The sequence below is a fragment of the Levilactobacillus sp. genome, from assembly GCF_022646225.1.
Lineage (GTDB): Bacteria > Bacillota > Bacilli > Lactobacillales > Lactobacillaceae > Levilactobacillus > Levilactobacillus suantsaiihabitans.
In genome coordinates, this window is record NZ_JALCJA010000004.1 from 218,566 (window position 1) to 230,917 (window position 12,352).

Consider the following 12,352-nt stretch of genomic DNA (forward strand, 5'->3'; position numbering starts at 1 on the left):
TACCTGGTGATTCCACCTGATGATCTGATGTTCACTAAAGCGGCAGTGAGAGTTGAAATTGAAGGCAAATTTAAGCAGTATGTGAGCGTTTAATGTACTGATTGTATTTTGAATCATCTGTCACTTAAGGAATGAGAAGAGATAGTGTCCTCAAGACTTGAGGGAACTATCTCTTTTTGGATAGAAGATTATGGACACCACTTTTTGGGTTAACGATCAGGTTAAAGCGTGAGACAAAAGAGTTGTCTAATAAATATATTTATTTCATAATTTATTTGTAAACAAGATCGAAAACCGGTAAAATGGGACCATTGATGAGGTGCTAACATGGAGAACAAATATCAAAAAGTCAAAGATGGCTTAAAAGAAGATATCATCTCGGGAAAATATCAGGTGGATGAGAAGTTGCCTACTGAGTCCGAGTTAATGAAACAGTATGCGGTCAGTCGCTATACGGTTCGTCGTGCAGTGGGGGACCTAGAAAGTGATCATTTTATTTATCGCATTCAAGGTGGTGGGATGTTTGTACAGGATTGGCATAAGGACTGGTCTACGCCAACCGATACCAAGCTGATTGGTGTTATTACTACCCACATTGCGGATTATATTTTTCCTAATATTATCTCGGGAATTGATCAAGTATTATCTAAAGCGGGCTACTCTATCCTTATCAGTAACACGCACAATACGCATGATAAGGAACGTAAAAGCCTAATTAATATGTTGGATAGTAAGGTTGCGGGATTGATTATCGAGCCAACTCAAAGTGCCTTACCCAACCCCAATGAAGACTTGTATCAGGAAATTAAAGACGACGAATTGCCGACGTTATTTATTAACGCGCATTATCCGCGGTTAGACTTCCCGTATGTAGATACAGATGATTTGGGTGCAGAGCAACGCATGATGCAGTATTTATTCGATTTAGGACATCGGAGTATCTTAGGGATCTTTCAAGTTGATGATATTCAGGGTGTCTACCGGATGAATGGATTTGTTCGTGCCTATCAGGAGCATCCAGAATATTCTTATTTGAGTAATATCATCATGTATCAATCAAAGGAATCAGCTGATAAAATTTATGAACGAATCAACGGTTACTTACAACAATCAGAGGCGCCAACCGCGATTGTTTGTTACAATGATCAGCTAGCGATTCGCGTGATTGATTATTTGAAGTCGAAGGGTATTCGAGTGCCTGAAGATATTTCAGTTACCGGATTCGACAATTATCAGCTTGGTGAGTACTTTACGCCGTCGCTGACAACCATGAATCATGAGAAAGAACGTATGGGAGCCGACGCCGCTAAGGCAATTATCAAGCTGTTAAATCGTGAGGCAGTTGAAAACGTTACTTATCAACCTGATATTGTCAAGCGACATTCGGCTATCGAGTTAAAGAACCAATGAAGGGAGGGCCTGGTGTATTCCAGGCCTTTTTTGTGTTGGAGGTGACATTATTACAAACGAAATTTGACCGGATTTTGTATCTGGGATCCATAAAATGTAAAAAATTCTTAATGACCTGATGTGAAAACTAATGGATGAATTCGGAAGGCTTACGAGAGTGTTCGACAATAGCACTCAGCTTACGAATGGTTTTTAAGCACAAGCCTGTAAATGAGCATTTTAAGGGTGAATTTAAGAGAGGTCCTACTGCAAAGACTATTTATCCGGATAACATTAAAAGAGGGTTGTTCCACGGAAAAAATAATGGTTGCGGTTACATCGCTGTGGTGACAACAAATATGGTCTTATGAAGGCTGAAAAATAAAAACCAATTATTAACCGAAAAAATTGGAATATAATACGGACAAATGTGTAAAAGCTCTTGATTTGTACGAACAAAAATTGTACAATTCTTATGTTGAGTCATAAGTTATAGAGATTAATTGAGCTATGGAGGTTTATCGCATGAGTGCGGATAAGATTATTCAGGATGTTGAAAGCGGTAACATCTCGCTGGGGATTGAATTAGGGTCCACGCGGATCAAAGCCGTCTTAGTAACGCCCGACTTTAAAACGATTGCTTCCGGCAGTTACGTTTGGGAAAACGAATTGAAGAATGGCATTTGGACGTACAGTTTAGATAACGTCTGGGCCGGGATTCAAGCCAGTTACCAAGCCATGGCCGCGGAAGTCAAAGATAAATATGGCGTGGCCCTCACCAAGATTGGTTCCATTGGGGTCAGTGCGATGATGCACGGTTACATGGCCTTTGATGCCAACGACCAACTGCTGGTACCTTTCCGGACTTGGCGGAATAACATCACGGCAGAGGCCGCCGATGCGTTGACGGATTTGTTTGATTTCAACATTCCCCAACGTTGGAGCATCGCCCACCTGTACCAGGCCATCCTTAACCAAGAAGACCACGTCAAGGACGTCACATTCTTCACGACGCTGGCCGGTTACGTTCACTGGCAATTGTCCGGCGAACGGGTCATCGGTATCGGCGATGCGTCCGGGATGTTCCCGATTGATAGCGACACCAAGGACTACAACGAAAACTTATTAGACAAGTTCCGTAACGTGAAGTCCGTGCGCCAATATCATTGGGACATCAAAGACATCTTGCCCAAGGTCCTCTTGGCTGGGCAACCAGCTGGTAAGTTGACGACCGACGGGGCCAAATTACTGGATCCCGCGGGCAACTTGACTGCTGGTAGCGTCATGGCGCCGCCAGAAGGGGATGCCGGGACCGGGATGGTCGGCACCAACGCCGTGCGTGAACGGACCGGGAACATTTCCGCTGGGACGTCAGCCTTCTCCATGGTGGTCTTGGACCAACCGATGAAGGCCGTTCACCGCGACATTGATCTGGTCACGACGCCTACCGGGTTACCTGTGGCCATGGTTCACACCAACAACTGTTCTTCCGACATCAACGCCTGGGTCAACCTGTTCAAGGAATTTGCCCAAACCATCGGCGTTGATCTGAAACCCGACGAATTGTACGGGGCACTCTTCAATAAGTCGACCGAAGGGGATGCCAATGCCGGGGGCCTGTTGAACTACAGCTACCTGTCCGGTGAAAACATCACCAAGATGACGGCTGGCCGGCCCCTGTTTGTGCGGACGCCAAACAGTAACTTCACCTTGGCCAACTTCGTGAAGACGCAGCTCTATGCCGCATTTGCCCCACTGAAGATTGGGATGGACATCCTGGCCAACGAAGAACACATCCATTTGGACTCCTTGATCGCCCAGGGTGGGTTGTTCCGGACGCCAAAAGTGGGCCAACAAGTCTTGGCCGATTCCTTGAACACGCCAATCACCGTCACCAACAATGCCGGCGAGGGTGGTCCTTGGGGGATGGCCGTCTTGGGCTTCTACGTCACCGATAAAGATGACCACGAAACCTTGGAAGACTTCTTGGATCACAAGGTCTTCGCCAATCCTGAAAGCACCACGCTCGCACCAGATCCCGCTGGCGTACAGGGCTCAAATGAATTTATCGCCAACTACAAGGCCGCCTTACCGGTTGAAGGCAAGGCCGTCGATGTCTTGGCTGACTAACACTGATTAAAAGGAGAAATAGCATGCTTGAAGATTTAAAACAAGAAGTTTACGAAGCGAACATGCGGTTACCAGAACTTGGCCTGGTTTCATTTACCTGGGGCAACGTTTCTGGGGTTGACCGGGAAAAGGGTCTGTACGTCATCAAGCCTTCTGGGGTTCCTTACGATGAGCTCAAGGCCAGCGACATGGTCGTCGTGAACTTGGCTGATGGTAAGGTCGTTGAAGGGGATTTGAACCCATCCAGCGATACGCCAACGCACACGTATTTGTACAATCATTTTCCAAAGATCGGTGGTATTGTCCACACCCACTCACCTTGGGCTGTGTCCTTCGCCGCAGCCAAGATGGATATCCCAGCCATGAACACCACCCACGCCGACACCTTCTACGGCGACGTGCCGGCTGCGGATGCCTTGACTAAAGAAGAAATCGAAGCCGACTACGAAGGCAACACGGGTAAGACCATCGTTAAGACCTTCAACGAACGCGGCATCGATTACGAAGCCGTTCCCGCTGCGTTGGTCAGCCAACACGGGCCATTTTCTTGGGGTCCGACTCCCGACAAGGCCGTTTACAACGCCAAGGTGCTCGAAGTGGTTGCCGAAGAAGACTACCACACCTTGCAACTGACGCGGGCCAACCGGGAATTGCCACAATACCTGTTGGACAAGCATTACTTACGGAAGCACGGCGCCAACGCCTACTATGGTCAAAACAACGCCAAGTCCAAGGAGCACGCTGCGCGCGAGTAGTCATTTAACCCTGTTAAAAAATTAATTTAAAATCTCTTAAAGGAGTGTCACTTATGTTATCAGTACCAGATTATGAATTTTGGTTCGTTACCGGTTCCCAACACCTGTATGGTGAAGAACAATTGAAGTCCGTTGCCAAGGATGCCCAAGACATCGCCGACAAATTAAATGCCAGCGGCAAATTGCCTTACAAGGTGGTCTTCAAGGACGTCATGACGACCGCTGAAAGCATCACCAACTTCATGAAGGAAGTCAACTACAACGATAAGGTTGCCGGGGTTATTACCTGGATGCACACCTTCTCCCCAGCCAAAAACTGGATCCGCGGGACGGAATTATTGCAAAAGCCATTGTTGCACTTGGCAACCCAATACTTGAACAACATTCCTTACGCCGACATCGACTTTGATTACATGAACTTGAACCAAAGTGCGCACGGTGACCGCGAATATGCTTACATCAATGCCCGGTTACACAAGAACAACAAGATCGTTTACGGCTACTGGGGCGACGCTGACGTGCAAGAACAAATTGCCCGTTGGGAAGACGTTGCGGTTGCTTACAACGAAAGCTTCAAGGTCAAGGTTGCCCGCTTTGGCGATACCATGCGTAACGTGGCCGTCACTGAAGGTGACAAGGTTGAAGCCCAAATCAAGATGGGCTGGACCGTTGACTACTACGGTATCGGTGACCTGGTTCAAGAAATCAACAAGGTCGCAGACGCCGACATCGACAAGGAATACGCTGATTTGGAATCTCGCTACGAAATGGTTCAAGGCGACAACGATGCTGACAAATACAAGCACTCTGTTCGCGTACAATTGAAGCAATACCTCGGGATCAAGCGTTTCTTGGAAAAGGGTGGTTACAGTGCCTTTACCACCAACTTCGAAGACCTTTGGGGCATGGAACAATTACCTGGCTTAGCCGCACAACTCTTGATTCGTGACGGCTATGGCTTCGGTGCTGAAGGTGACTGGAAGACCGCTGCCTTGGGTCGGGTCATGAAGATCATGTCTCACAACGACCGGACGGCCTTCATGGAAGACTACACGTTGGATCTGCGGAAGGGCCACGAAGCCATTCTCGGGTCTCACATGCTGGAAGTTGACCCATCGATCGCTTCCGACAAGCCACGGGTTGAAGTGCACCCATTGGATATCGGTGGCAAGGCTGACCCAGCACGGTTGGTCTTCACCGGTTCCGAAGGCGATGCTATCGACGTGACCGTTGCGGACTTCCGTGATGGCTTCAAGATGATCAGCTACGCCGTTGATGCCAACAAGCCAGAAGCCGAAACGCCTAAGTTGCCAGTTGCTAAGCAACTCTGGACGCCAAAGGTTGGCTTGAAGACCGGTGCCTTGGAATGGATGAAGGCCGGTGGTGGTCACCACACCATGCTGTCCTTCTCCCTGACCGAAGAACAAATGGAAGACTACGCTACCATGGTTGGTATGACCAAGGCTTTCATCAAGTAAGCTAGTCAGTAATGAAGTGGCCACTCGCCAGTATTCGGCGGGCGGCCGCTTTTCGTTTTAAGAAAGTATTGCGTTGGCTGGCCGCCTTGCCGTTCGCCAAATAGGGGATGGTGTTTAATGATGACGTGGCCTCACCCTTTAACCAAAACGGAGGAGTACTGTGCGTCGTTGTGTGAACTGGTGGCTGTGCGGGTTGCGCACCCTGACTGAGTGTTTGCTTGCGTAATAACCAGCTAGTCAGCTGCTGAGTGCCATGAGAATTTAACAGTGATAGATCTGCATTGGAAAGAGGAGAAAACCTATGCCAAAGACTGAAAAAGAAAAAATGATTACCGGTGAACTGTTTAACGTTTATGATCCCGAATTGGTCGCCGAACGCGGTGTTGCGCGTGACCAGGTGGAGGCGCTGAATGCCCTGGGGGAAAGTGATCCTGAGGAGAGCACCCGTCGTGTTAAGGCGCTGTTTGGCGCCACTGGGGATGCCGTGGAAGTGCACGCGACCTTTCGCTGCGACTACGGCTACAACATTTCCGTGGGGGAGGACTTCTTTGCCAACTATGACTGCACGATCTTGGACGTTGCGCCAGTGACGATTGGCAAGCACTGCCTGCTCGGGCCCAAGGTGCAGATCTATTCGGTCAACCATCCCGCTGACCCCAAGCTGCGCCGTAACGGGGCCATGGGCATTGGCAAGCCGGTCACGCTGGGCGACGACGTCTGGGTTGGTGGCGGGGCCATCATTTGTCCCGGCGTGTCTCTGGGCAACAACGTTATCGTGGCCGGGGGCGCGGTCGTGACCAAGTCCTTTGGCGATAACGTGGTCCTGGGCGGTAATCCAGCGCGGGTGATTAAGGAATTGAAATAGGATTGATTAGTGTGGCTGCCTGAGAGGGTGGGTGCGAAAACCCCAATCAAAAAGTTGTTCAAATAAAAAACGGACCCAGCCCAATCAGCCGAGTCCGTTTTACGTTCAAATTTGTGTGTCACGAATCTACCAGCAACCCATGCCCATAGCGGTGCTCCAGCTCCCCAAGCTGAGATAGCCGCCTAAGACGATGAGTCCTAATGCGACTACCGTGAATACCCCCAACAATGCGACGGTATCCTTATCATGGTTAGTTCGCGGAATTAACCGTGCTAGTAGGAAAATAATTAGGACAACACCGGTCAATAAGATTAAACTACCGGTCAACCAACTGCCTGGCATCATGTGAATCTCCCCCTTTTTGTTTTCCATTATACAGAGTTTTGGCGGGAATGGGGGAAATAGCTCCCGAGAATTTGTGGGCTATGTTAAAATGAGACTTAATTACAGGTGTCGTTGGGGATGAGAGGTTCTAAACTTGACGATACCAACTTTATGGCTGAAACGGGTGTCAAAGACAATGGGTTTCGCTGAACCCTTTTTTGGCCCACGCTAGCCGCAAAAAAATTGCAAGGGGTGACGACAATGATTGATCGAATTGAAGCAAGTGCAGACGCGCTGTGGGTAACGCCCAATGAAGACGGACTGATGCGGTTAGGGTTTGCGGATGATGGTCGTGAACTGGTGGGGCCCGTGACCCACATTTCGTGGTTACTCACCAGCGGTCAAGTGAAGCTAGGGACCCCATTTATGATCGTTCATGGCGAACACGAAGACCTGACGTTGCGGTCACCTTTTGCCGGGCGCATCCAAGCGGTCAACGACGCGTTGGCGGACCATCCGGAGCGGCTGAACAACCGCAACGATGACTTGGATTGGATGATTGATTTAGTTGATGAGTAGAGGAGCGAACACAGCATGGAGTTAAGTTGGCAGGTAACCCGTCCCGTCACCAGTTTGAAACGATTCTTGAACCAGCAGGGCGTCAGTCACCGCGTCTTCAGCGACCTGAAGCGCGATGGCAGCATTCGCGTCAACGGCCAGACCGTGACGCCGGCCGTGGATCTGCAGGTGGGGGATGCCGTGACGGTCGTCTTACCGGCCGAAGCCGCCGATCCCGCCGTGGCGACCAGTCGCGAACCCATCACCGTGTTATTTGAGAATCGCGACTGGTTGGTCGTGGACAAGCCAGCGGGGCTAAACGTGGTGCCGGGCCCCGCTAACCGGACGGACACGTTGGTCAACCGCATCAAGGGCCATTGGCTGGCAGAACAAGCCGAAAACCAGGTGCCACACATTTTGACGCGGCTGGACCGCTTCACCAGTGGGGTGGTCTGGGTGGCGCGCCATCGTTTGGCCAACAGTCTGGCGAGTCAGCTCCAGGCGGCCCATCAGGTGGACAAGCGTTACTTAGCCGTCGTCAGCGGACAAGTCGCCGACGACCACGGCATCATTGATGCGCCACTAGCTAGCGACCCAGCCGGCTACAATCAAATGGTCTCACCCGCCGGCAAACCGGCTAAAACCGAATACTGGGTGGTCCAACGGTGGGCCAACGCCACGTTGGTACGGGTGAAATTGCACACGGGACGGACCCACCAGATTCGCGCGCATTTTGCGTCACTGGATCATCCCCTGATTGGTGACGCACTGTATGGCGGCCCGGCACTCGGCGGAATGACCCGCCAGGCCTTACACGCCCAAACGCTGGCCTTCACCGACCCATTTACTGGTGAAGCCCGTCAGCTTAGTAGCGAGCCGCCCGCAGATTGGCAACAATTATTACGAAATTTATCCAAGGAGTCCTGAGAGCATGCCAGAGCACACACAGATTACCTGTTTGGTCGATGGCGCGCCCCTGTCGTTAGAAACGAGTCTCCAGCTATCCGAGCTAGAGGTGGGGTTGCGCAACCGCATTAAGCGGGATTACCCGCAAAGTCAGCCGAGTGACTACATTTGCGGCCATCACCTCTTGAAGTATCGGCTGGATCACGTGGACGCGATGATCAATGCCGATTTGAAACAGACGAAAAAGATCAATCACAAATTAACCAAGGCCTTACAGAGCGATGATTACGATATTATTGATGTGAACGACAGCTTGAAGGAAAGCCTGACGTTTGGCCAAAAGGTCTCCGACGATGTAGCTCGGTTTGGCGGTTCTTGGGGCTTTATCTTCGTCTTCCTGTTCGTTTTAATTGGTTGGATGATTGTCAACGGGCTACACGTCTTTGGCGTGGACTTTGACAACTACCCGTTCATTCTGTTAAATTTAGTATTAAGCTGTGTCGCAGCGATTCAGGCGCCCATCATCATGATGAGTCAGAACCGCTCCGCAGACCGGGACCGGATGATGGCCGAAAACGACTATCACGTTAACCTCAAATCCGAACACGAATTGCGGTTACTTCACGCTAAGGTCGATCACTTGGCGCAGAACCAGGTCCCCCATACCATGGAGATCGAACGATTTCAGTTAGAAATTTTAGGTGAAATTCGTCAAGAACTCGCTGAACTGCGGGAAGCCAAGGCAACCGCTGATTCAGCAGAACGAAGGGAGTCTCACCATGAGTAAATGGATCACCGCTAGTCTCTTATTTGCCGTCGGGTTGGTCTTTGGCCAACGCGTCGCTGAGCGTACGGCCCATTAATGTCGACCCAAGCGTCACCGGCCATCAAGGCCACCCACAGGTTCCGTTGCCAGTCACTGGCAGCGGGGCCTGTTTTGTTTTGGCTACTTGGTGATTGCTGACCGCCTACCGTTGCGCGAAAATGGGCTGGAACGCGGCGGGCGGACCGGTCGAGCCACAGTGCGGTCTCGCCCTCGCTTTGAGCCGAAAACCACGTCTCAAAGACGCCAGTTCCCTAAGCGGGTAAAGACCACCCACTAAGGGAACTCCCACGGCTGAGCCCATTTTCGCTCCACTCTCGGCTCCGGTGGTGATTGGTCAACGCAACTGGTTTGTCCCCGCTTGCCAATAACTGGGGACAGGGGCTGGCTCCAGTTGTGATGCGGGGTCCCATTTCACCTGAGGCTATCGGGAAAATTACCGTCTATCTGTTCGCCAAGTATGGGCTGGAACGTGATGAGGGAATTTTCGGCTGCACTGATGGCAGATGACAGTCAGATTGGTTACTACCTACAAATCTGATTGGCCGCGATTGGTCTGAGCGATTGCCGTTGATGAGTGACTACCTTGCCGGAGGAGGCCAGGGGTGAAGCCAGCTGTGTCGACGGTGTTAGCTGGCGTTTTGTGCCAGGTTACAGCGTGGGGCGACTTGGGAGCCTGGCGGGTTTTGCCAGGCTTTCAAGCGAGCCGGAAGCCCGTTCCTCAGGCTGGAGGCGTCCCCCATAGCAGGCGGAACCTCTGGCAGCCGCAGGCACTGGTTTCTGTTAGTTATAGTTAAGGCACCCGACATGGTCAAACAGCAAATGCTTTGACAAAGGCGCGCGGCTCCGGTAGGCTTAAGGAAGAACTAGAAATGGAGGATTTTTTGTGATAATTCGTGAAGCTCGACCAGCGGACGCACCGCAGATAGCGCCGCTGATGAACTTGATCTACGACGAAATGGAATTGACCGACCTGGAAGACGTTCCAGGCCCCGACTTACTGAAGGTCATCACGGCGGCGTACCGCACGCGGACATACTTGTCCGGAGCGGCAACCACGGTGGTGGCCGAGGCCAATGGCCAAGTAGTGGGGGTGGCGTTTGGCTACCCTGGTGAAAATGAAGACGTTGTAGATGACGTGATGACTCGCCTAGCAGCTCAAAGTGCCGCTTTCGACGAACCATTTGATTTAGATTCAGAGACCGCAGCCGGTGAATGGTATTTAGACTCATTGGCTGTCTCGCCGGACCATCAAGGGCAAGGGATTGGCCGCCAGTTATTGCGGGCGTTACCAATTTATGCCCAACGGGATCGGCAAGCAGTGATCGGCCTCAACGTTGACTTCGAGAACCCCGGCGCCATGCGTTTGTATGAGCGGATGGGCTATGAAGTCACCGGTAAGCAGATGATTGGGGACCACGAGTATTACCACATGCAACTCGAGATTGGGAAGCCAATTCGAGTGACCAACTAAGTTGACTTTTAATGTGGGGACCACCTGACTGGCGTTGGGTGGTCTTTTTTTGACGAAAATTTTTATTGCAAATACAATATAATGACGTTACACTAGATGTTGCCATCAGGAGGTGAGTGACGTGACAGAGATTTTACGACCCATCGGCAATATTTCCCGGGCGCTGGACGCCATTGCCAATCGGGAATTTCAACAGGTGCAGCTGACCAAGGGCCAGTACCTGTACTTGGTCCGGGTGGCCGAGCATCCCGGCATCATCTTGGAACGCTTGACCGAGCTACTTAAGGTAGACCGGACGACGGCTTCCCGGGCGGTCCAGAAGCTGACGACCGCGGGGCTATTGGAGAAGCGGCCGGATGCCGTGAATCACAAGATTAAAAAATTATTCGTGACGGCGCGCGGCGCTGAGATTTATCCGTTGGTGCAACGGGAGAATCAGTATTCCAATCAAGTAGCGCTACAGGGATTTAGTTCGGCCGAGGCCCAGGCACTGGCGGGGTATCTACAACGGGTGGAACAAAACGTGGCCGCCGACTGGCAGGCCGTTAAGCAGGGACACTCACGCGATTATTAAGGAGATGCAACATGACGGGAATCATCAAGCCTTGTACAGAGGCAGAAATTTTACAACTACAAGCCGTTTGTCGTCAGACGTTCACAGACACGTTTGGGGCGGCCAATACACCGGCGGATTTAGCGGCATATTTGGACACGGCCTACAACCCGCAACAGCTGTTAAGCGAGTTGCGGCAGCCAACTACGACCTACGAATTGATGTGGGTCGGCACGCAGGTGGCGGGGTATCTCAAGTTGAACTGGGGACCAACCCAATCGGAGCCGCGGGGGAACCAGACGCTAGAAATCGAGCGCATTTACATTTTGCCCGCCTTTAAACGCCAGGGGCTGGGCCAGCAGTTCTATCAACACGCCGTCGACCGGGCGCGGGCATTGGGGCTGACCTCGGTGTGGCTGGGCGTGTGGGAATACAACGCGGCCGCACGGAAATTCTACCAGGCCATGGGCTTCACCCAGGTGGGCGACCACGTCTTTCAACTGGGGGCGGACCGGCAACGTGATTTAATTTTGACCAAGACGCTGGTATAATGATGACTAAGTTGCCAGTAGACGGGAGAGCCCCAAGCTGGCGCGTCTAGGAGGAAATTAAACGATGAAAGACAATATTCAACTCGGTGACACTGAATTTGCTAACATGATGTTGGTCTTAAAGCAACCGGTCACCCAAGCCAACCACAAGGAATTCAAGTTCTTGGACGGCACGGAGACGGGGGAGATGCAAGAGATTGCGCCCGATATTTGGGCGATGCCCGCTTACATGCAAGCCGACGATGACTTCACCATGTTTTTCTTGACCACGCAAATCGAATCCGGCGAGACCGTGATGGCTTTTGCGACCGGCGAGATGGCGGACGGCGACTTCCGGCTCAGCCAACCGATGGTCACGGGGGCTGGCCTGAACCTGTTACACGACCAACAACCGGACCGGGCCAAACGGGTGTTGAAGTTCTTAAACGACATTTCCAAGGCCGACGAGGGTGACTGGCGGATGGTTGATTAACCGCGATAACCTTCGGGTGATTGAGCTACTATCATGACGATTGGTTTAGCGGTCAAATGGCCGGATGGCTAAAA

At 51.4% G+C, this 12,352-nt stretch carries 13 protein-coding genes; 12 read left to right on the forward strand and 1 reads right to left on the reverse strand.

What is annotated here, in order from left to right; translation table 11 throughout:
- Positions 1 to 327 precede the first annotated feature (327 nt).
- The 5 genes from LKH74_RS07900 to LKH74_RS07920 all read left to right on the forward strand — a co-directional run bounded on the left by LKH74_RS07900 (position 328) and on the right by LKH74_RS07920 (position 6,617).
- The gene (locus LKH74_RS07900; protein ID WP_135367569.1) at positions 328 to 1,410 is read left to right on the forward strand and encodes a GntR family transcriptional regulator; all 1,083 of its coding nucleotides are present in this window, start codon (positions 328 to 330) and stop codon (positions 1,408 to 1,410) included.
- Between the two features lie 504 nt (positions 1,411 to 1,914).
- Positions 1,915 to 3,519, forward strand: a complete 1,605-nt coding sequence (locus LKH74_RS07905) for a xylulokinase (protein WP_287708182.1) — start codon at positions 1,915 to 1,917, stop codon at positions 3,517 to 3,519.
- A 23-nt stretch (positions 3,520 to 3,542) separates the two neighbouring features.
- A complete protein-coding gene (locus LKH74_RS07910) occupies positions 3,543 to 4,274 on the forward strand; it encodes an L-ribulose-5-phosphate 4-epimerase (protein WP_135367567.1) in 732 nt (243 codons plus the stop codon).
- Positions 4,275 to 4,327: 53 nt separating this feature from the next.
- Positions 4,328 to 5,752 carry an L-arabinose isomerase gene (gene araA / locus LKH74_RS07915; protein WP_287708183.1) on the forward strand — a complete coding sequence of 475 codons (1,425 nt, stop codon included), beginning with the start codon at positions 4,328 to 4,330 and terminating at the stop codon, positions 5,750 to 5,752.
- A 301-nt stretch (positions 5,753 to 6,053) separates the two neighbouring features.
- A complete protein-coding gene (locus LKH74_RS07920) occupies positions 6,054 to 6,617 on the forward strand; it encodes a sugar O-acetyltransferase (protein ID WP_135367565.1) in 564 nt (187 codons plus the stop codon).
- 126 nt (positions 6,618 to 6,743) lie between these two features.
- Here LKH74_RS07920 and LKH74_RS07925 read toward each other — a convergent pair whose 3' ends face one another.
- Entirely contained in the window at positions 6,744 to 6,962 is a 219-nt protein-coding gene (locus tag LKH74_RS07925; RefSeq protein WP_135367564.1) for a hypothetical protein, read from the reverse strand.
- 240 nt (positions 6,963 to 7,202) lie between these two features.
- Between LKH74_RS07925 and LKH74_RS07930 the strand changes: the two genes are divergently transcribed.
- The 7 genes from LKH74_RS07930 to LKH74_RS07960 all read left to right on the forward strand — a co-directional run bounded on the left by LKH74_RS07930 (position 7,203) and on the right by LKH74_RS07960 (position 12,278).
- Positions 7,203 to 7,520, forward strand: a complete 318-nt coding sequence (locus LKH74_RS07930; RefSeq protein WP_135367563.1) for a glycine cleavage system H protein (lipoate-binding) — start codon at positions 7,203 to 7,205, stop codon at positions 7,518 to 7,520.
- Positions 7,521 to 7,535: 15 nt separating this feature from the next.
- Positions 7,536 to 8,426 (forward strand): RluA family pseudouridine synthase, encoded by an 891-nt coding sequence (locus tag LKH74_RS07935; protein ID WP_287708184.1) that lies wholly within the window; start codon positions 7,536 to 7,538, stop codon positions 8,424 to 8,426.
- 4 nt (positions 8,427 to 8,430) lie between these two features.
- Entirely contained in the window at positions 8,431 to 9,192 is a 762-nt protein-coding gene (locus tag LKH74_RS07940) for a DUF1003 domain-containing protein (RefSeq protein ID WP_135367561.1), read from the forward strand.
- Between the two features lie 922 nt (positions 9,193 to 10,114).
- On the forward strand, positions 10,115 to 10,702 hold the full coding sequence (locus tag LKH74_RS07945) for a GNAT family N-acetyltransferase (RefSeq protein WP_287708185.1): 588 nt from the start codon (positions 10,115 to 10,117) through the stop codon (positions 10,700 to 10,702).
- Positions 10,703 to 10,823: 121 nt separating this feature from the next.
- On the forward strand, positions 10,824 to 11,276 hold the full coding sequence (locus tag LKH74_RS07950; protein ID WP_287708187.1) for a MarR family winged helix-turn-helix transcriptional regulator: 453 nt from the start codon (positions 10,824 to 10,826) through the stop codon (positions 11,274 to 11,276).
- 11 nt (positions 11,277 to 11,287) lie between these two features.
- A complete protein-coding gene (locus LKH74_RS07955) occupies positions 11,288 to 11,806 on the forward strand; it encodes a GNAT family N-acetyltransferase (protein WP_287708188.1) in 519 nt (172 codons plus the stop codon).
- 64 nt (positions 11,807 to 11,870) lie between these two features.
- Complete coding sequence (locus LKH74_RS07960) at positions 11,871 to 12,278, forward strand: hypothetical protein (protein ID WP_135367557.1); 408 nt, start codon at positions 11,871 to 11,873, stop codon at positions 12,276 to 12,278.
- The last annotated feature ends 74 nt before the right edge of the window (positions 12,279 to 12,352 follow it).

What these genes read in the sequence shown, in the direction of transcription:
- LKH74_RS07900 (WP_135367569.1), top strand. Translation starts at nt 328, where the DNA reads ATGGAGAACAAATATCAAAAAGTCAAAGATGGCTTAAAAGAAGATATC.
- LKH74_RS07905 (WP_287708182.1), top strand. Translation starts at nt 1,915, where the DNA reads ATGAGTGCGGATAAGATTATTCAGGATGTTGAAAGCGGTAACATCTCG.
- LKH74_RS07910 (WP_135367567.1), top strand. Translation starts at nt 3,543, where the DNA reads ATGCTTGAAGATTTAAAACAAGAAGTTTACGAAGCGAACATGCGGTTA.
- araA (WP_287708183.1), top strand. Translation starts at nt 4,328, where the DNA reads ATGTTATCAGTACCAGATTATGAATTTTGGTTCGTTACCGGTTCCCAA.
- LKH74_RS07920 (WP_135367565.1), top strand. Translation starts at nt 6,054, where the DNA reads ATGCCAAAGACTGAAAAAGAAAAAATGATTACCGGTGAACTGTTTAAC.
- LKH74_RS07925 (WP_135367564.1), bottom strand. Translation starts at nt 6,962, where the DNA reads ATGATGCCAGGCAGTTGGTTGACCGGTAGTTTAATCTTATTGACCGGT.
- LKH74_RS07930 (WP_135367563.1), top strand. Translation starts at nt 7,203, where the DNA reads ATGATTGATCGAATTGAAGCAAGTGCAGACGCGCTGTGGGTAACGCCC.
- LKH74_RS07935 (WP_287708184.1), top strand. Translation starts at nt 7,536, where the DNA reads ATGGAGTTAAGTTGGCAGGTAACCCGTCCCGTCACCAGTTTGAAACGA.
- LKH74_RS07940 (WP_135367561.1), top strand. Translation starts at nt 8,431, where the DNA reads ATGCCAGAGCACACACAGATTACCTGTTTGGTCGATGGCGCGCCCCTG.
- LKH74_RS07955 (WP_287708188.1), top strand. Translation starts at nt 11,288, where the DNA reads ATGACGGGAATCATCAAGCCTTGTACAGAGGCAGAAATTTTACAACTA.
- LKH74_RS07960 (WP_135367557.1), top strand. Translation starts at nt 11,871, where the DNA reads ATGAAAGACAATATTCAACTCGGTGACACTGAATTTGCTAACATGATG.